Here is an 18,308-nt window from a genome sequence, read left to right as displayed (position 1 = left end):
TTCGATGGGGTCGATTGCATTCGCGGAAGTCCTATCGACTCCGCGGTGCGCGAGGCGGTTTTCAAGTCGCCTCGCGAACGGTGGCGACTATACCTATGATTTTCATAGTGACAAGCGGTATGATGCCGGCAATGATCCAAAAATCGTCCCCACCCGCGTCCGCCGAGCACGAGGCGACGCATGCGCATTCGACCCTGTGCCCGATCGCGCGCGCGCAGGTCATCGTCGGCGACCGCTGGACCGTGCTCGTGCTGCGCGAGCTGTTCCTCGGCAATCGCCGCTTCGAGGAGATCCAGGTGCAGACCCAGGCCACGCCGCAGATGGTGGCGAGCCGTCTCAAGAAGCTGGAGGCCGAAGGACTGATCGAGCGCCGCCTCTACAGCGAGCGCCCGCCGCGGCACGAGTACCACCTCACGCCGATGGGCATCTCGTTCCACCCCGTGTTCCTCGCACTGCGCGCCTGGGGCGAGACATGGTGCAAGGGCGAACACGAGGAGGTCGCGATTCGCTATACCCACATCCCGTGCGGGCAGGACCCGGGGCTGGGGCCGGCCTGTCAGTCGTGCGGGAAGGAGATGCGGCGGGAGGAACTGTCGGCGCGGCTCAGTGGGTCGTTCGATGCGGAGCGGCGGGAGCGGTTGCAGGCGTTCAAGGCGGGGCGGGTGTAGGGCCGGGCTCGCGACGCGCGCCGCTTCATCACTGCAAGGGCTCCGTCATCACATATGGGTGTACTTGGCCCGGTTCCATGGAGACACCTCGAATGTCCCTCCACGCGATGTCATTGCAGGCTGCATAGAATTCCCCAGTCCTCCGTTCGCCTTCACACGATCTACCCGCAGTCACGCCCATGCGACGCACGCTACCAGTCTTCGTCCTGCTGCTTGCCGCATCGAATTGCTTCGCCAAGCCGCTCCAGTTCCTGGATGAATTGCCCGTCTTGTCGGCCGTTGCAATTCAGCGAGCCTGCACGCAGATCGATCCTGCGAACGCCGAGCTTCATGAGCGCAACCTCGGCAACTCGCTCGGCAAGCTGGCCCCCGAAGACGTCAAGGACACGATGGCGGCGCCCGGCTTCGACAAGCGGGTCAAAGACATGATGCGGCCCTTGTTGGCTGATGGCCGTCGCGACGCACTCATGAGCCGGTGTGTTCGCGAGGCCGCCGTATCAGGTCGCTAGCGGCCTGCGCATCAGCGGCGATTTCGCGTCGCGAGATCGGTGGCCTCGCCGCCGCTGGTCCGGCCCCCTCGATCGATCAGCAAGACGTCCTCGATCGTTTCTTCAGGAATATCGCTCTCGATATCGCTGTGCTCGATGCTGCCGATCTTGATCGGAGGGTTGAAACGAGCGCGCGAACCGCCGGTACGCGGGTCGCCATCCCATTGGCGCGCGATCACGCGGCCGTCCGGTGTCCACGCCGATACTTCGTGCCAGAGCGCCCACTTGGCCTCGCGCTGCGGCGATGTCGAGTTCTTGACAGCTGCCGCCATGTCCAAGCCGATGAACACGCGTGTGCCTTGGGCCTTGAGCGAAGCGTAGTGGCCTCGAAGATCGGGCAGCCGACTCTTCACGCGTGCCACCGCCATCGAAAGCTCTCGCGCCGGCCCTGCACCGAGCGCCAGGTAATTCGAAGGCAGCAGCGCGTCGATGAATAACATCTGGCGCTCGTAGAGATGCATGCCTGATTGGCCGGGAAACTCGAGCTGCAACAAGGAAGCACTGGACAGGGGTGCCGGCGCGAATCTCAAGAATGCCGAGGCACCTTTTCGAAAGCCCGACAGCGTCGCCGCGACTTCAGGATCGTCGGTTCGCACAGTGAACTCCGAGCCGGGCGCCGCAGAAATCTTGCCGCTGACCAGCAGATTCCCCACTGCCTCGATCTCCCAGAAGGGCAGCAGCTTTCCAGGCATCCAGTCGACCACGGCGACATCTGGCACACCCAGCTTGCGAAATCCCCTCGTACGCCATCCGGTACCGTGCAGCGCCTCGAAAGTGAAGGCATCGATGGTCTCGAGACGCGGCGGATTGGACGCAGAAACGAGGGCGCCATCTGCCGATCGCCCCAGTCGCAGCCGGTCGCTCAAGGAGACCGCTTGCAGCACGCCACCCGTCTCGCCGTCGAGAAAGGCCGGCGCATCCACTGCCGCTGCGATATCTGCGGCGAACCTCGAAGCCTCGACATAGGCTGGAACACTCGCCGCCTGCGGTATGCCCACCATCACAGCCAGCGCGGACACCGGCCGTGACGCCGCCACACCGAGGACCTCACGCAACGGCTCGCCGGTTTCCGAAATCTTCGCCCGATCGATCGGCTTGCCCTTGAAGCTGTGCGGCTCGACCGCGACAGGAATGAGCCCCTTGCCATCCCAGGCTCGCACCCCTGCGGGATCGCTCGCTCGATGCAGCAGGGCTCGCCGGGACGAAAGCACCGCGCGGGCACGGGCCTCCGAATCGGAAGGTGCCGCTGCGCGCAGGTACAGCACGTACTCGTAGTAGCGCGCCGGCTGAGACTGGGCCATGCACGCCGCCAACGCGATCGACGCACCGAACAGAGCCTTGATGATCATGGCGCGCGAGTCTCCATCACGGCATTCCCCTGCTCGGCCTGCGCGCTCACCGCTTCCCCGCCACCCCACGCTGAATCACCTTCCCCGTCTCGTTCCCCTCCTCCCGCCCGTCCGCATAGCGCCGCATGTAGTCGAACACCTTCGCCTGCGACACCTTCACCATCTGCCCCGCGTGCAGGCCGGCCACTTCGACCGGTTCGTTCTTCAGCATGCCGTCGATCGCGTCGCCCTTCCAGCCCGTGACCTCGACCCACATCCACTCGTTGCCGCCGCTGCGGGTGATGAAGGGCGCCTTCACGAGGATGTATTCGCCTGGCGCGAGGCCCTTGGCGAACGCGTCGCGCAGCGCGGGCAGTTGCGCCCGGGCGAGCTTGCTGGCCGCGAGGATCTCCTCGTTGTGCTTGATGCGTGACACCGAATCGTCGGCGGCGCCGAAGGTGCTCTTGAGCAGGGCCACCTGCTGCGCCGAGCGGTCGGGGCCCGGGTAGCGGTCGAAGCCGATCTCGTAGAGGCGGTTGCGCGGATCGCCGCTCTCCCAGGTGCCCACCACCAGCGACAGCCTGGCGGGCGTGGTGCCCTTGGCGTCCCTGTCCTTCGGGTCGCGCAGGCCGCCCTGCTTGAGCGTGCGCAGGTCCAGGTCGAACTGGCCGGGCCGCGCGATCTGCGCGCCCTCCACCATCGCCTGCGCGAAGCCGTTGACCAGCGTTCCCATCGGCCCGTTCATCGACCACGAGAACTGGCTCACCACCACGTCGGGCAGGCCGAACTTGCCCATGCCCAGCGTGATGGCGCGCGCGAGCTTGTTGTCGGCCTGGTAGGCATGGATCACGATCTGCGAGGCGATGTCGGGAATGCCACCGGCCCAGGAGTCGACGCGCCGCTTCTGCCATTCGTCGGGCGTGAACAGCTCGCGCGTCTCCTCGTCCCAGATGAAGCCGTTGGTGTCGCGCGCTACCTGCAGCGTGAGTTCGAGCGCCTTGCGCATGGCCGGCAGCGCCAGCTTCGAGGGATGCGCGAAATCGATGATTAGCGCCTGGCTGCTGCCCTGCAGCGCTTCGGCCTGCTCGCGCGTGATGCCATGGCCGAAACGCTGCAGCATCTCCATCTCGGGTGCGCGATAGGTCTGTTGCACGGTCGTGGTGTTCCAGTTCGCGAACAGCACGGGGGCGGAAACCTCGGAAGGCTTCGGCAACGATGCCAGCAGCTTGGGAGCATCGCCGAGCTTGGCGAGCCGGCTGCGCAGCGTGGCCATGGGATCGGCCTTGGGTCGCGGCGCGTAGTAGATCGCGAACTGCGCGTGGACCGGGCCGGCTTGCAGCGGCGAGCCTGCGGGCACGGGGGTGCCGGGCTTGGGGGCGGTGGCGGGTGCGGCGGCCTGTTGTGCCTGTGCGAACGCAGGCAGCGGTGCAAGCGCCGGAGCGCACAGCAGCAGGGCCGCGAGCAGGAGAGGACGGAGCGACTTGGGCGGGAGGCGCATGGTTCCGAGTCTGGGTGGTGAAGGGTTGGCGGATTGTCGGGGGAGTTTCGTGACGAACGCCCAACCGATGTGGCGCACTGTCCACGAGGGAGATCCGGCCATCGGCGGCAGGCCGCCAAACTGCTGACTCTCAAAGCCTGTCGTTCGCGGTGCCGGCACAATGCGGCCCATTGAAGACCCTTCGCTCACGAACATCATGCGGAGATCTTTCATGTGGAACCACGATCACGAAAACGGCTTGTGTTCCCACCGTTTCAAGCGGTCGAATGACCCATTTGCCGTTCTCCCAGCGAGCATGACCGATGACCCCGACTCCTCCCGCGCTTCCCGACCGCATCCAGACCGCGCGCCTCGAACTCCGCGCACCCGAGCTTTCCGACGCATCGGCAATGTATGCCTCGTACACGCAGGATGCAGAAGTCGCGCAGTACATGGTGTGGCGTCCCCACGCATCCGAGGACGCAACGCGCGATTTCGTCGCGGCATGCGTCGCTCATTGGCACACTGGTTCGGCCCGTCCCTACGTCATTACCCTGAAGACAAGCGGTGAGCTCGTGGGAATGCTCGAGGCACGTACCAAGGGGCACATCGTGAACATCGGCTACGTGCTTGCCCGCAATTATTGGGGTCAGGGCCTGATGCCCGAAGCCGTTCGGGCCTTCGCGGCCGAGGCGCTAGGACTGCCAGAGATATTCCGTGTCGAGGCGAGCTGCGATGTCGACAACCGCGCGTCGGCGCGGGTGCTGGAGAAAAGCGGCTTCCTGCTGGAAGGCCGGCTCGCCCGTTTCACGGTTCATCCGAACCTCGGTGCCGAGCCACGCGACTGTCTCGTGTATGCGACCTGCCGGTAGTGGTGAGGACGTCGACACAGAAGTGTTGCCTTGGCTCGACGCCGGGTTCGCCAAGGTTCATGGATTGCAAGCAGGCAGAGCAGAAACGACCCGCGTTCGCGTTCGATCGCCTCAAGCCGCCTTGCGCCGCAAAAACATGTGCGTAGCCCGCTCCCCCGCCACCTGCCGCTCGCAGCTGTAGCCCAGCGCCGGAAGATCCAGCCCTTCGAACAGCGCCTCGCCCTGGCCCAGCAGCACCGGCCGCACGGCCAGATGCAGTTCGTCGATCAGCCCGGCCTTCAGGTATTCACGCACCGTCGCCACGCCGCCACCCACGCGCACGTCGCGCCCGCCCGCGGCATCGCGCGCCAGTGCCAGCGCCTCGTGGATGCCACCGGTCACGAAGTGGAAGGTGGTGCCGCCTTGCATCGTCAGCGGCGCGCGCGCATGGTGGGTCAGCACGAAGACCGGCACGTGGTACGGCGGCTCGTCGCCCCACCAGCCCTTCCAGCTTTCGTCGGGCCAGGGACCGCGCACCGGCCCGAACATGTTGCGCCCGAGGATCCAGGCGCCCATCGAAGCAAAGCCCTGTTCGGCGATCTCGTTGTCGACACCGGTCTCGCCCTTGGCCTCGCTCCCCTTCTGCATCCGCTGCCACACCTGCGTGGGCATGAACCAGCTCATGAGTTCGGGACCGCGAACGCCCAGCGGGTTCTGCAAGCTCTGATCGGGGCCGGCGGCGAAACCGTCGAGCGAAACGCCGAAGCTGCGCACGAGCAATCGGGACATGCTGTCGTCTCCTGCAAAAAGAGGGAGGAGCAGTCTAGCGCTCGGTGCTCCTGAAAGGCGACGACGTTGTTGGTAATAAGAAGGTTCGAAGAACGGAGCGCGCCAGCGGAGATCACACGATGCGCGAGCGCGCGGCACTGGGCGATATGGTCATCCGGCGCGTGGAGTCAGCTAGGATGCAGAACGCCTCCCGAGGCCGCCATGGCTCGGAAAACCATGAGATTCATTCGTTGGTCTGCCACGCTCGCGCCGGCACCACCCGCTCCGAACAGATCCCCATGTCCCTGCGCTCCCTCTTCTCATCGCTCGGCAAGAGCAAGCCCGCCGAACCCCAAGCCGAGGTGGTTCATACGACCCAAGGCTGCCAACGCTTCGGTCACCCCGAATTCCGCATTCGCGTCGGCAACAAGGCCATTCCCGATGCGGACGTCGCCTGGTTCCTCCACTTCCTCGAAAGTCGGGTGGCGGAGGGAGAGAAGTTCAGTGGCGGCCAAAGCCTTCAGGTCGGCTGGATGTACACGATGATCGAGGACACCGACGACGGTTTCCTGCGGATCACCGAGCCGGACATGCAGCAGATCCCCGTGCGCTTCATCGATTCGGTGGACAGCACCTTGATGCACCTGCGCAACCAGAAGGACGTCGTCGAGAGCCTCGTCGCGGAGGTCGCGCCGGACTTTCCTTCCTTGCAGAGCAGCGTCGTGGTGCACGTGCAGTACAAGACCGCGTCGCGCATCCTGCTCACGCGCGCGGAACCTCACGACGCGAACGACTCTGGCTGGTGGCTCAGCGATCTCGACGACAAGGAAGGCTCTCAAGACCCATCGCGCTTCACGAAGACCTCGCTCTATCAGCTGGCCATCGACCGGCCTGACCTGGTGAAGTTCTTCGCCGTGCCGGCGGAGCTTCAGGTCTACATCAACGGGCCCGTCATCGCCGTGCTGGGGCCCGAGAGCGAGATCGAGCAGAAGCCCGGCTCCTACCTGAGCGAACTGAACCGCGCCAGACAGGCGCACGCCTGACAAAGGGATCCCAGCCATGACCATCAAGCGAATGGACAACGTCCTGATCGTCGTCGACGATCTCGAGGCCGTGAAGGCCTTCTTCATCGAACTGGGCCTCGCGCTCGAGGGCCAGACCACGGTGGAAGGGCCCGACGTCGGCAAGCTCGTCGGGCTCGGCAACGTGAAATCCACCATCGCGATGCTGCGCACGCCCGATGGCCAAGGCATCGAGCTCGACAAGTTCCACACGCCCGAGGCCGTGAGGTTCGGGCCCGTGGAAACGCCGGTGAACGCCCTGGGACTTCGCCGCGTGATGTTCGCCGTCGATGGCCTCGATGATGTCGTTGCGCGCATACAGGCCCATGGCGCCGAGATCATCGGTCAGATGCAATATGGGGAGTCGTACCGGCTCGCCTACATCCGCGGGCCCGAGGGCATCATCGTGGGGCTGGCCGAGCAACTCGGGTAGGCGTGGCACAACGCGCGCCCAAATAAAAAACCCCTGCCGCCCGCCAAGCGGACGACAGGGGAAAACAGGCCTCAGCCTTTCAGCCCAGCACCTCGGTCACGATCCCCGCGCCGACGGTCTTGCCGCCTTCGCGCATCGCGAACCGCATGCCGTTCTCGATCGCCACAGGCTTGTTCAGCTCGAAGCTGATCTGGGCCTGCGCGCCCGGCTCGACCAGGCCGGTTTCGGTGTCGACGCGGATCACACCCGTCACGTCGGTCGTGCCGAAGAAGAACTGCGGCTGGTAGCCCGAACCGAACGGCGTATGACGACCGCCCTCGTCCTTGCTCAGCACGAAGACCTGCGCACGCCCCGTCCGGTACGGTTTCAGCGCACCGGGCTTCACGACCACCTGGCCTCGCACGACATCGTCGCGCTTGACCCCACGCAGCAGCAGGCCGACGTTCATGCCGGCACGCCCCTCGGCGACGTCCTTGTGGAAGGACTGCACGCCGGTGACGACCACCTTCTCGTCGCCCACCGAGCTGAGCCCGACGATCTCCAGGCTGTCGCCCACGCGGATCACGCCGCGCTCGACACGGCCGCTGATCACGGTGCCGCGGCCCGTGATCGTGTGCACGCCTTCGACGGGCATCATGAACGGCGCGGCGTAGTCGCGCACCGGATCCGGAATGCGCGAGTCCAGCGCGTTCACGAGCTCGACGATGCATTGCACGTCGGCACCTGCGAGGTCGCCACGTTCGGCGGCGGCCAGGGCCTTCAGCGCGCTGCCGAAAACGAAGCGGGCATCGTCGTAACCGTGCGCTGCCAGCAGCGCGCCGATCTCCATCTCGATCAGTTGCTCGATTTCCGCGCGGTCGCTCGCGGCCACCAGGTCCATCTTGTTCACGAACACCACCATGTGGCCGACGTTCACCTGGCGCGCCAGCAGCACATGCTCGATGGTCTGCCGCGCGGCGCCTTCGGTGCCGTCCACCAGCAGGATCGCGCCGTCCATCTGCGAGGCGCCGGTGATCATGTTCTTGATGTAGTCGGCGTGACCGGGGCAGTCGATGTGTGCGTAGTGGCGGCTGTCCGACTCGTACTCGACGTGCGAGGTATTGATCGTGATGCCGCGCTCGCGCTCTTCCTTCGCGTTGTCGATCTGCCCGTAGGACAGCGCACGGCCGCCGATGCGAGCGGCCTGCACGAAGGTGAGCGCAGCCGTCAGCGTCGTCTTGCCATGGTCGACGTGACCGATGGTTCCGACATTCACATGAACCTTGTTGTTCATCATGTTTTTCTCCAGTTTCAGAGTTGAAAAGCCGATGCGATTCGCTGGCCAGGCGAAACGCTCGGCGGGTTGCGGTGCGCGCGCACCAAACTCGCAATGCCCGCCATGCGGGCGAAAAAAAGCCTGCCGGGGTGGACCACCCGACAGGCTTTCTTTTCGGCCTGAAGGATGGACCTCCAGGCACACGAGGGCCTGGAAGCTCTACACGAACCACTCCACGGATTCGACGCACGACGCCGCGCCGGCAGCGAATGCGGCAGAAGGAAGACGTTCTCGTTCGAGTCTCATGTCCGGATCTCCAAAAAGGGGCAGGCGAAAAACAAAAAACCCGGTGGCTCGAGGCCTACCGGGTCTTGTGGAACACGGAGGCCGAGCCTCCAGGTATGAAAGGCTCTAGGAAAGCAGTTCTGCGAATTCGGCACGCAGCGAGACGGCCGCGGCTTCGCGGGTCTTCGGTGCTTGTTCGGTGGTCGGGAACTGCTTCATGATGTTCTGGTGCGGCCGGTTGTTGGCCGCAGTGTTATGGCTGATCAATGTTTGGGGCACGGAGGCTACCACTGCAATTGCGTTGCGGCAATGGGAGCGTTGCGTGCGCGCTGCAATGTCAATACCTGAGGAGCCCGTGGATTTGACGGGAAAACTCGCAATAGCCGACTCATGTCGCATTGCGATCTTGTATCGGCGCAGCATAGTACGTATAGCGATGCCTTTCGCTCCAATCGGCGGAGTAGGCATCCATCAGGCGCCAGGGCAAGTCGTCTTGCCTCGGCGCGAAGAACTCACGGTGCTCGCGCTGCATAGCGAGCAAGACCTCGGGCCATCTGAGCGAGTGCATGCAGAAGGCCAGCGCGTCGATTGAAAGTCGAGGCGGCCGAACTCTTGCATGACGAAATTCGGCCACCATGGTCTGGAGCTCGCGCTCCAGCTGCTTCTGGTGAGCCGAGTTCTCTTGCAGGAACCGAAGAAGTCGATGGTATGCCGCCTCGAGCTGCAGGGCGGTGGTCTCGGACACCATGAATTGGCGCTCCGCAGTCTTGATCGAGGTGCAAAGCTCGTTCAACTGAAGAATGGTCGATTCGGTTTTATTGGAGTCCCAGGTCACAACGAGACTGTCGATGAAGTTTGAGAAAATGTAGACCAAGCTGACGATTTCGCGTAGTTTCACTTTCGAACGAGCATCTTTGGGCGACCGAATTGCTTCAGAGGCACTCTCTCGTTCCAGCGCAATGGTCCCGAGAGGACATCATCCGTCACACCATGATCATCATCCGACAACACGGTCCTAACGGTGAGCTTAGAGACTTCAACCGATTTTGTGTGGATATGGTGGAGTTGCGTGAAATCGAACAATGGAAGGTCTGCATAGAGGAGTGCCTGGGCGAAGGTTCTGATGAGATCGACAGGCTCTGTTCGGCGGCTCCGGTTGTCTTTGAAGCAGATCAATTTCGTGCGCTCTACGCCGGCATCTATCAAACCATCGATGGTTCTTTCGTAGGGCTTGTCGGTGGAAGGAATGCTGCCGTCTCGAAGCGATTGACTCGACCACCTGGGACATCAGCGGCACACTGGAATTGGAGTCCAAGGCGATGGTGATGTACGGTGGCGATCTTTCCTCTACGGAAGAATATTCACCGTACTGACTCAATCTAACCGCAAGGTATCACGCGCTTCCTACCGTCTACTATCCCGCATTCGCTCGGTAGGCGAGGAACGAATGCGACGACCAACGCCTTCATCGTGTAGAGTCCACTCCGCCGAGCCCACAAACTCGCTGCGTAGCAAATCGCACGCACCCTCATCCAGCCCCAAAGGCCCGATGAGCTCCCAGCTCCTGTTGACCCGACGAGAGCCACCACGTACCCATCCTCGACGGATGGCTCTTGTTGTCAGGTCACCGCATCCCCGCAAGAGGAATGCGCGCAAAGGAGTTGCCCCGTGCCCCCTCATCATCGAAACGCCCCACCCCTCTGGCTGCTGATTGCGCTGTCGGCGCTCGGCGTTCTGCCGCTGAACATGTTCGTTCCTTCCTTGCCAAGCATCGCGAGGGAGTTCGACGCCGAGTTCGCGACGGTCAATGTCGCCGTGGCCGGGTACGCCGTGGTCACTGCGTTGACGCACCTGATCGCCGGCGCGCTGTCCGACAGGTTCGGGCGCAAGCCCGTTCTGATCGTCGCGCTGCTCGTCTTCGTGATCGGCTCCATCGGATGCTTCTTCGCGCGCAGCATCGAAGTGTTCCTGGCCTGCAGGCTGCTCCAGGGCAGCGCCATTGCCGGATACGCCATGTCGCTGGCCGCGATCCGGGACACGGCGGGCGAAGGGATGGTCAGCCAGATCGGCTATGTCTCGTCCGCCTGGGCGATCGCCCCGATGCTCGGCCCCACCGCGGGTGGCATTCTCGACAACTGGCTGGGCTGGCGCGCGAACTTCGCCGCTTTCGCGCTCATGGGCGCAGCGGCTCTCTGTCTGGCCCTGCGCTACCTGCCGGAGACCCACCACCATCGCTCCACGACGATGTCTAAACAGCTCGACGGGTACGGCCAACTGCTTCGCTCCGCGCAGTTGTGGGCTTATGGACTCTGCATGGCCTCTTCCATCGGCACGCTCTACGTCTTCATCGGCGGCGCGCCAGCCGTGGCCATGCAGACCTATGGAACCTCCGCCGCGATGGTCGGCGCCTACATGGGACTGGTGCCCGCGGGCTTCATCGTCGGAAGCTTTACGCTCGCGCGCTGCGGACACCGGTGGCAGCCCATCCGGTTCATCATTGCAGGGCGGCTGTTGACTTGCGCTGGCCTGCTGGCGGCCGTGGCGTTGGCGGTGCTGGGGATTGCTCATCCACTCGCGTTCTTCGGCCCCTGCGTGTGCGTGGGACTCGGCAACGGATTGACGATGCCCGCGGCCAACAGCCGGGTGCTGTCGGTCCACGGGGGCTTCGCCGGCACCGCGCTGGGCCTGGCTTCGGCCATGACGGCCATCGGTGCCGGCGCCACGGCCTTTGCGGCCGGGCTGTTCGTCGACGAGTCCCATCCACGCAACGCCCTGCTCGCGGCAATGTCGACGACGTCGCTGCTCTCGCTGGGCATCGCCGTGTTCATCGCTCGTTCGGAGCGGCGGCAACGGTGCATTCGATCGCAACCAGACTGAGGTTTTCCAGATGAACGTCAATCCGACCATCGATCCCACGCTCCGTGTCGCGCTGGTCACGGGGTCCACTTCCGGCATCGGTGCCGCCATCGCGCGCAAGCTGAATCACGCGGGCTATGCCGTGGTCCTTCACTCTCGAAGTTCCGCGGAGACAGGCCGTGCAATGGCTGCCGAGATGAAGCAGGCCATCTACGTTCAAGCAGACCTTGCCCTAGAAGCCGACAGGGTGCGGCTCATCAGCGAAGCCATTGCCGCGTGGGGCCAACTCGACGTGCTGGTCAACAACGCCGGCATCAGCAAAGTCATTCCGCACGCAGACCTCGCCGCCGCCACTTCCGCGGTGTGGCATGAGCTCCACGAAGTCAACGTCGTGGCGCCGTTCCATCTGGTTGCCTTGGCCGAGCCGGCCCTGCGTGACGCCGCCCTGCGCCGTCGAGCGGGCTGCGTCGTCAACATCAGCTCGCACGCGGGCGTTCGCCCCAAGGGCGCATCCATTCCCTATGCGGTCAGCAAGGCCGCGCTCAATCACATGACACGCCTGCTCGCACTTTCGCTGGGGCCGGACATTCGCGTCAACGCCGTCGCGCCAGGTCTGGTCGACACGCCGCTCACCGCCGACTGGACCGCCGCACAGGAGTTGTGGCGCGAGCGTGCGCCCATGCACCGGGCCGCCAGCCCGGACGACATTGCGCACGCCGTTGCGATGCTGGTTGCCTCGGACTACCTCACCGGCGAAGTGCTGCTGTCGGACGGCGGGTTGAATCTGACCTAGGTGGGTCGCAAGCGCCTGTGATGGCCGCCAGCACTTTGTATGAGAAGGCTAGCCGGCCTCCACAGGGGGCTTCGCAATGAAGGCCTGCTTCCCGTGCCGATCGAAGCCGGCCGACTCGTAGAACTTCAACGTCGCCTCGTCCTTCCGACCGGTCATCAGCATCACCTTGTAGCAACCCGCAGCCCAGGCCGTGTCGAGCGCTTGGGCCAACAAGTCTTTTGCGTAACCTCTGCCGCGGTGCGCCGCATGCGTGACCACGTTCTCGATGACCCCGTAGGGCCTGCAGCCGCGCGTGAGGTTGGGAATCAAGGTCAGATTGCAGCTGGAGACCAACTCGGCGCCCTCGAATCCACCGAAGTAGTGGAAGTGACGACTTGCCAGGATCTCCTTCCAGACCGCGTCGACGACAACCGGGGCGGGCCGTGGATCGTCCGTCTCGTGAAGGTGCTGGTAGAGATCGAGCAACGCTGGCAGGTCGGTCTCGAGGAGCTTGCGGATTTTCATGTTCGGCGTGGACAGTGGGTCGGGTACCTTACAGCGCGCAGGCCATGTCCGCGATTCTCGCGAGTACGCCCGCACCAGGCCAGCACCACGCAGCCGTGGAGATCGCTGCGATCGCGACATAGACCGCCCGCTCCGTGCCCCCCAATGCAGGCGCCGGGAGAATGCACACAGGGAGAGGTTCTTGCGCGACGTCTTGCAGCGGTTCCGAGCAGGTACCCAGATCGGCCGCCGAGAAGCGAGGCAGCCTTCCAAGACGAGAGCCGATCAGCGTCAGCAGCAGCATCGGCCACCAGAGCAGCGAGATCAACAGCAACGCGCCTGAAGACAGCACCTTTTCCAGCAAGGATCTTTCATCCCATGGCCGGTAGTTCGTCATCTGCGTCCACAGGTTGTTGCTGAACTCCTGCAACAGCGGCCTTCTGATGCCTTCCAGGCATTCGACCTTCGGCAGCCACTGCCAGTCGCCTGCCATGTACCTGCGCAGAAACTCATAGTGCGCGAGGCAATCGGCGGGACTGTTGTTTGCGTTGCTCGCGAGGATCATCAGCGCGGCACCGACTTCCGCTGGCCCCTTCAGGCAAAGACGGTAACGCAGCGCGCCGCCCACCGTGATTGAGTCCACCTGGGGAACCAGTTGCGCCCATGGCGCCTCGATGCGCTCTCTGCCCCTGAGCTGAACGACCTTGCCGGTCGCTCGATTGAAGAGCGTAGGAAACGCATAGGGCGCAGTCACTGCCTGCACCAACGCGGCAACGGCAATCAGCGCAAACACGGCGACCGATACCGACATGATGAGCACGAAGGCCGTGTCGGCCGTGTCTTGCCGAAATGCGTCGGCGAGCATCGAGCAGAACCACGCCGCGATCCCCAGCGGCATGAGCCCCAGAAGAAGAGCGATGCTCTTGATCGCCGAAGACATGTAGCCGTGCGGCAGCGTCTGCAGCCGTATCGAATCCATCGACAGGACAAGCCCATCGCCGGAAGGTGCCGGCAGCGCGGGGTCGACGTCCAACTCCTCATCCTCTCTGTTCTTGACGATGCGCAAGGCGGGCTCGATGTTCTCGCCAGATCGGACATAGGCGGCAGCCGCCCCGCGAACCTGCAGGCAGCCCGCTCATCTCGGGCACCAACGAAGCTAGCTTCTTTTTCATGAGCCTCCCAGTGCCTAAAGTCATTCCTCTGTGCGACTCGCGAGTTCTGCCACGGTTGGCCTTGTCCGATGGTTCCGATGCGGCGATCATTCCTCGCGCCAAGTACAAGAAATCACTGACGCCACACACCGATGAGTGCAAAGCGATTCCCCACGATAAGCATTGCGGTGACGGTGGTCCTGGCCGTCGTTCTCACCGCATCCAACACGATATACGAGCGCTACTGCGCCTTCGGCTTTGGTGGCTTTCAGTGCAACGATCCCGTTTCCGGCTATGGCAGCGCGCTGATCACGACATCACTGGTCTCCATCGCCCTCCTCGTCGTGTCGGCGGCAATTGCGGTATGGAAGCTCATCGCTTGGGCTCGAAGCTGAAAACGGCGGCCTACAGCCATTGCTCACGTTGGGCCTCAGGCAGCAGCGAGGCGGCAAAGGCCGGCGTGACTTTCGATACTGGCGCACGCCAGCCGCCGTGCGCACAGTGACGCGCTGTGACTGCGCACAAGAAACTCCAATGGCTTCTGGCAGCCACATGCCTGGGCATCATGGGCATGCCGTTGTCCCAGACATCGGCGTGCGCGCCGGCCGCCCCTCGCGATCCGGGGTGGCAAGGCATCGTCATCGAGGCACCTCCCCTGGTCCGGTCGAAGCCTGGCCAGAACGCCGTTGTGTGGGTGTGCGGGCTGGCAGTCATGCCCATCGTCGTGCCCACCCCGCCCGAGATGAGGCTTGTTGCGGTGGACAGCACCACCGGCCAGCGCTACGCCGGCCCCGTTCCCGCGCCGGCACCGCAAGACAACGAGATACCCAATCCCATGCAGCGCCCGCCCAGGCAGCCGCACGAGGTTTCCGGGATGACGGGACAGGTGCGCTTCGACCTGGACCTGATGGCGGTACTTCGCTTACCTCAGAGGAATGCGGACTACCGGGTGCATGTCGAAAGAGGCGCGCTTTCGTCCAATGTGGTACTGGTGCAGGTTCGAATCGCCGGCTGAGGCAGAGAGCGCCGGGGCAAGCCGATCGCAAGACCCACTGCACGCTATGTCGCCGTCACCGACGCGGCAGCTTTACTCCTGCCAAAGCACAGCTGGACAGCTCGTGCGCCCAGGCCCTGCACCGATCGAGCCTTACTGCTCCGACGGAGCGCGTGACTCGTGGGAAGCAGCAAGTCTCTGCAGCAGCCACCCTCCCGCCTTCAGCGTGGATAAACGCCACCATGAACCATTCGGCTCGGCATAGAAAGCCAGATGGTCTTCGCCACGCGCCTGCCTGAGAGCGGACTCAGAAACTCGCGCATGCACTTCTTGACTGCTCAGCTCGATCAAGTGCTGCCTGATCAGCCAGACAACTCGGTAGTACTCGGAGATGTGGGCCTCGTCCGTGCTCGGCAAAGGATAGGGGCCAGCCAGTTTCCTCTTGTGCTCGACGACCCAGGGCGGAGGCTCGCCGGTCTCGATGAATGCATACAGACCCTGCCAGGGCTCGGGTTCTGGCCAAACCTCTCTATAGCGCCGACGGTCCTCTTCGCCCAATGCCAGAAAGAAGCTTCTCCAATCCTCCCAGTAGACCTCACCCCAGCCCATGCGCCATCCCAAACTCCCCCAAGGGAGATCGGGATGCTTGACCCATAGCGGTGGCAATCCGGTTGTCATGCTTTCACATTGATGAGGCTGAAGCTTATCGCCTCGTACCCACGACCTGCGACTCGAAGGCCAAGCGCCTTGCATTGCTTGCAAAGCACCTTCGCGCGACTCGATTCAAACTCACCCAGGCCGAATTCCGTCTTTCCTCTCAGAAGAGCAAGCACTTAGGCTGCAGCTCGCTCTGCGAGATCTGGCACAACCGATCGCAGGGCCTTGACTTCGGAAACGCTCGGCCCGCCATCCGCGAAGACGGCATGGAGCACTTCTCTGTCTTCAGAGTGGTGCACAACAACCCAGCCAGGCTCTGAGCCGTCCCAAAGGTATGAAAATTTTTCAATGGATTCCATGGGGTCTGACTAAAGTTTCGACCTGATCGACGGCTCCCCATCCTTCACGAAGACTCCACCCTGAAGCCTCGCTTGCCTTCGAAGATCTTCTTCAGAGCCGTGATCAGCTGTCGTCGTTCTTCATGGGAAACGCCGAGGTTCACAACGTACTCATCGAACCCGTCTAGCTGACTAGCCGTCTCCGGATCCAGGTGCGCCGTGAGAACGTCCCCGTTGAGCGTCAAGTTCAGGTCTTCCACGCTGGCGTTGAGCTGATCGAGCACCATCACTTCGATTTCGCCCTGATCTGGAAGGCGTGTCAGTGAGAAGCAGTATTTCGTGGCAACGTCGACACAGTAGACGAAAGCCATCTCGTAGTGCTCGTCGTAGGGTGATGCCGAAACCCGAGCGTGGAGAACCTTGCTTTTTCTCATTTCGCGCATTTTGGGGGATAAGTTTTCATGCGCTTGTGTGGGCAAGAAAGGCCGCACACACGCCCCCTTGAACGGGCGGATGAATGAATCAACCGCTTCGCCTCGCGGCGGGCCGTCGATGCATCGGGCATCGCGGCGAACGTGGGGCGCAAAAGGCGACGGCCAAGATGCTGACACACCCTGGCCGCCTAGCCACAAGACGTGCAACACCTTGAAAGGAGCACACCAAATGGCTAGACGGATTATGGCCCGGCGTCGCACGCCGGTATCTCGCAGCGCGGTAGCGCCCACATGCACGGGGCCGGGGCCGGAGGATCTTCTGGAGAACAAGCTGGAGCAGTTGAACTCGCTGCTTTGGTGTTGCCATGGAAGCGGAAGTCGTTGGCGTGAGGATGCGGAAGGAACGCATTTCAACAACGTGATCTGACTGGCCTATGAATTGGCCCGAGAAGCGAGGGAGCTATTTCAACGCTCGGCAACTTGCTCAAGGTGAGCGCGCAACGGCGCACCCATTTCAGCGGCATTCCCGCGCTCCATGTTCCGTTGGTCACCAACCACTGGCCAACCACATTAGCAAGCCGCATCCGCTCATTCACCAACACCGCCCAAGAGCAACTCAATCTCCCGGGGGCGGTCAACGCTCCGGCTGGAATGCCTTGCAGCCGTCGCCGGATACACTTCGTTAAATATTTCTATAGCTCACCGAGGGATCGAGGCGTGTATCCAAAGGAATACTTCTTGGAGCGGTTTCGGAATGACGAAACCGAGGACCTCTTGCGACGATACGCAACCACAGACTTGGCGGACGAAGCAAAAGAGGCGATCCTCTTGTTGCTCAAATCCCGTGGAATCGAAGACTCGACTTTGCAGCCGCTCGTGCTGCAAGCAAGGAAGGCCTCGTATCGGCAGACCAAAGGTACAAGCGAGTGCGATTTCTGTGGAAGCTCCGCCAGGTTCTCTGCGCTTTTAGATGAAGGGCAGCGCTTCTGCAGCAAGGCATGTTTGCGGAATGCGCGTCTGCTTGAAATATCAGAGGACATCTCGAAAGAAGAGATTCTTAGCCACGCGTTCACCATAAAGAACGGTACGTGTCCGGAATGCCAGCAAGCGGGCTCAAAGACAGAAGTGCGGCGCTACTACCGGGTCTGGTCGGCAGGCATCTTCACTCAATGGACCAACCGAACGCACATCTGCTGCCATTCGTGCGGAAGAAAAGCAAACCTGGGCTCCATCGTCTTCTGCACATTGCTTGGCTGGTGGGCCATTCCTTGGGGAGTCATCATGACTCCCGCCCAAATACTGGCCAACATCACCGAGATGTTCAAACCGTTGTCTGACCCTGCTCCGTCCGACGAACTGCTGCAAGCTGCGAGGCTTGATCTTGCTGCAAAGCTGCACAAGAAGCTTGCGATGGGAGCTGGCGCCTAAATTTCCACCCCCTCCACCACCCTCTCCCTCACCCACCGATGCCCCGCATCCCGATGCTTCCTCTCATGCCAAAGCATCGCCATCTCATACCCCGGCACCTCCAGCGGCGCCTCCACCACGCGTAGCCCCGCAGCCCCGCGCGCCAGCCGCTCGGGCAGCATCGCGACCATGTCGGTGGTCTGCAGCACCGAGATCATGAAAAGGAAGTGCGGCACCGACAACGCCACGCGCCGCGTGAGGCCCTTCTCGGCCAGGGCCTCGTCGGTGGGCCCGCTGAACCCGCCACCGCTGAGCGACACCACGACGTGCTCGAGCGCGCAGAACTGCGCGAGCGTAGGCCGGCGCTTCAGGCGCGGGTGGCCGGCGCGGCCGGCGAGCACATAACGTTCGTGGAACAGCACGCGCCGGTGCAGGCCCGGCGGCGCGCCCACGCTGGTGTGAAAGAACAGGTCGACCTCGCCCTGCTCCAGCTGCCGCGCCATGCGCAGCGGCACGGCCTC

The 18,308-nt window shown here is 63.2% G+C and carries 22 protein-coding genes; 11 read left to right on the top strand and 11 right to left on the bottom strand.

Annotation, left to right across the window (positions count from 1 at the left end):
• The first annotated feature begins 122 nt into the window (after positions 1-122).
• Entirely contained in the window at positions 123-668 is a 546-nt protein-coding gene (locus AC27VN_RS05155) for a winged helix-turn-helix transcriptional regulator (RefSeq protein ID WP_296788935.1), read from the top strand.
• 179 nt (positions 669-847) lie between these two features.
• Positions 848-1,177, top strand: coding sequence for a hypothetical protein (locus tag AC27VN_RS05150; RefSeq protein ID WP_209540779.1), 330 nt, complete (start codon positions 848-850; stop codon positions 1,175-1,177).
• An 11-nt stretch (positions 1,178-1,188) separates the two neighbouring features.
• On the opposite strand, the gene AC27VN_RS05145 is transcribed toward AC27VN_RS05150, so the two are convergent.
• Together AC27VN_RS05145 and AC27VN_RS05140 are read right to left on the bottom strand one after the other, a co-directional pair.
• Positions 1,189-2,565 (bottom strand): hypothetical protein, encoded by a 1,377-nt coding sequence (locus AC27VN_RS05145; protein ID WP_490875864.1) that lies wholly within the window; start codon positions 2,563-2,565, stop codon positions 1,189-1,191.
• A 46-nt stretch (positions 2,566-2,611) separates the two neighbouring features.
• A complete protein-coding gene (locus AC27VN_RS05140; RefSeq protein WP_490875863.1) occupies positions 2,612-4,042 on the bottom strand; it encodes a DUF2314 domain-containing protein in 1,431 nt (476 codons plus the stop codon).
• A gap of 302 nt (positions 4,043-4,344) precedes the next feature.
• Here AC27VN_RS05140 and AC27VN_RS05135 point away from each other — a divergent pair, with 302 nt between their 5' ends.
• A complete protein-coding gene (locus AC27VN_RS05135) occupies positions 4,345-4,893 on the top strand; it encodes a GNAT family N-acetyltransferase (RefSeq protein ID WP_490875862.1) in 549 nt (182 codons plus the stop codon).
• 111 nt (positions 4,894-5,004) lie between these two features.
• On the opposite strand, the gene AC27VN_RS05130 is transcribed toward AC27VN_RS05135, so the two are convergent.
• Positions 5,005-5,661 carry a dihydrofolate reductase family protein gene (locus AC27VN_RS05130; protein ID WP_398496165.1) on the bottom strand — a complete coding sequence of 219 codons (657 nt, stop codon included), beginning with the start codon at positions 5,659-5,661 and terminating at the stop codon, positions 5,005-5,007.
• 119 nt (positions 5,662-5,780) lie between these two features.
• Here AC27VN_RS05130 and AC27VN_RS05125 point away from each other — a divergent pair, with 119 nt between their 5' ends.
• Positions 5,781-6,683, top strand: coding sequence for an immunity protein Imm33 domain-containing protein (locus tag AC27VN_RS05125; protein WP_490875861.1), 903 nt, complete (start codon positions 5,781-5,783; stop codon positions 6,681-6,683).
• 16 nt (positions 6,684-6,699) lie between these two features.
• Positions 6,700-7,134 carry a VOC family protein gene (locus AC27VN_RS05120; protein ID WP_413763842.1) on the top strand — a complete coding sequence of 145 codons (435 nt, stop codon included), beginning with the start codon at positions 6,700-6,702 and terminating at the stop codon, positions 7,132-7,134.
• A gap of 79 nt (positions 7,135-7,213) precedes the next feature.
• Here the strand turns inward: AC27VN_RS05120 and tuf are convergent, their stop codons facing one another.
• The 3 genes from tuf to AC27VN_RS05105 form a co-directional block, all read right to left on the bottom strand.
• Positions 7,214-8,410 carry an elongation factor Tu gene (gene tuf, locus AC27VN_RS05115; protein WP_398496169.1) on the bottom strand — a complete coding sequence of 399 codons (1,197 nt, stop codon included), beginning with the start codon at positions 8,408-8,410 and terminating at the stop codon, positions 7,214-7,216.
• A 390-nt stretch (positions 8,411-8,800) separates the two neighbouring features.
• Positions 8,801-9,073 (bottom strand): hypothetical protein, encoded by a 273-nt coding sequence (locus tag AC27VN_RS05110; protein ID WP_490875860.1) that lies wholly within the window; start codon positions 9,071-9,073, stop codon positions 8,801-8,803.
• Entirely contained in the window at positions 9,063-9,572 is a 510-nt protein-coding gene (locus tag AC27VN_RS05105) for a hypothetical protein (protein ID WP_490875859.1), read from the bottom strand. The genes AC27VN_RS05110 and AC27VN_RS05105 overlap by 11 nt, the downstream gene beginning before the upstream one ends.
• Before the next feature lie 92 nt (positions 9,573-9,664).
• On the opposite strand from AC27VN_RS05105, the gene AC27VN_RS05100 reads away from it, so the two are divergent.
• From AC27VN_RS05100 to AC27VN_RS05090, 3 genes are all read left to right on the top strand, one after another.
• Entirely contained in the window at positions 9,665-10,000 is a 336-nt protein-coding gene (locus AC27VN_RS05100; protein ID WP_490875858.1) for a hypothetical protein, read from the top strand.
• A gap of 342 nt (positions 10,001-10,342) precedes the next feature.
• The gene (locus tag AC27VN_RS05095) at positions 10,343-11,551 is read left to right on the top strand and encodes a Bcr/CflA family efflux MFS transporter (RefSeq protein ID WP_490875857.1); all 1,209 of its coding nucleotides are present in this window, start codon (positions 10,343-10,345) and stop codon (positions 11,549-11,551) included.
• A gap of 10 nt (positions 11,552-11,561) precedes the next feature.
• Positions 11,562-12,323 (top strand): SDR family NAD(P)-dependent oxidoreductase, encoded by a 762-nt coding sequence (locus AC27VN_RS05090; protein WP_490875856.1) that lies wholly within the window; start codon positions 11,562-11,564, stop codon positions 12,321-12,323.
• A gap of 48 nt (positions 12,324-12,371) precedes the next feature.
• On the opposite strand, the gene AC27VN_RS05085 is transcribed toward AC27VN_RS05090, so the two are convergent.
• Positions 12,372-12,827 carry a GNAT family N-acetyltransferase gene (locus AC27VN_RS05085; RefSeq protein WP_490875855.1) on the bottom strand — a complete coding sequence of 152 codons (456 nt, stop codon included), beginning with the start codon at positions 12,825-12,827 and terminating at the stop codon, positions 12,372-12,374.
• Between the two features lie 28 nt (positions 12,828-12,855).
• Complete coding sequence (locus AC27VN_RS05080) at positions 12,856-13,872, bottom strand: hypothetical protein (protein WP_490875854.1); 1,017 nt, start codon at positions 13,870-13,872, stop codon at positions 12,856-12,858.
• 237 nt (positions 13,873-14,109) lie between these two features.
• Here AC27VN_RS05080 and AC27VN_RS05075 point away from each other — a divergent pair, with 237 nt between their 5' ends.
• Both AC27VN_RS05075 and AC27VN_RS05070 read left to right on the top strand, forming a co-directional pair.
• A complete protein-coding gene (locus AC27VN_RS05075) occupies positions 14,110-14,352 on the top strand; it encodes a hypothetical protein (RefSeq protein ID WP_490875853.1) in 243 nt (80 codons plus the stop codon).
• 116 nt (positions 14,353-14,468) lie between these two features.
• Positions 14,469-14,972, top strand: a complete 504-nt coding sequence (locus AC27VN_RS05070; protein ID WP_490875852.1) for a hypothetical protein — start codon at positions 14,469-14,471, stop codon at positions 14,970-14,972.
• Between the two features lie 132 nt (positions 14,973-15,104).
• On the opposite strand, the gene AC27VN_RS05065 is transcribed toward AC27VN_RS05070, so the two are convergent.
• Both AC27VN_RS05065 and AC27VN_RS05060 read right to left on the bottom strand, forming a co-directional pair.
• A complete protein-coding gene (locus AC27VN_RS05065; protein ID WP_490875851.1) occupies positions 15,105-15,629 on the bottom strand; it encodes a hypothetical protein in 525 nt (174 codons plus the stop codon).
• Between the two features lie 382 nt (positions 15,630-16,011).
• Complete coding sequence (locus tag AC27VN_RS05060; protein WP_490875850.1) at positions 16,012-16,380, bottom strand: transcriptional repressor; 369 nt, start codon at positions 16,378-16,380, stop codon at positions 16,012-16,014.
• Between the two features lie 480 nt (positions 16,381-16,860).
• On the opposite strand from AC27VN_RS05060, the gene AC27VN_RS05055 reads away from it, so the two are divergent.
• Complete coding sequence (locus tag AC27VN_RS05055; RefSeq protein WP_490875849.1) at positions 16,861-17,808, top strand: hypothetical protein; 948 nt, start codon at positions 16,861-16,863, stop codon at positions 17,806-17,808.
• Here AC27VN_RS05055 and AC27VN_RS05050 read toward each other — a convergent pair.
• Positions 17,805-18,308: LysR substrate-binding domain-containing protein (locus AC27VN_RS05050; RefSeq protein ID WP_490875848.1), on the bottom strand; the 504-nt coding region annotated here is incomplete at its 5' end. The two genes, AC27VN_RS05055 and AC27VN_RS05050, sit on opposite strands and share 4 nt — an antisense overlap.

The sequence above is a fragment of the Variovorax sp. 20P10.2.4 genome, assembly GCF_058244205.1.
Note: the sequence above shows the minus strand (reverse complement) of the source record. Positions and strands in the feature narration are given on the sequence as shown.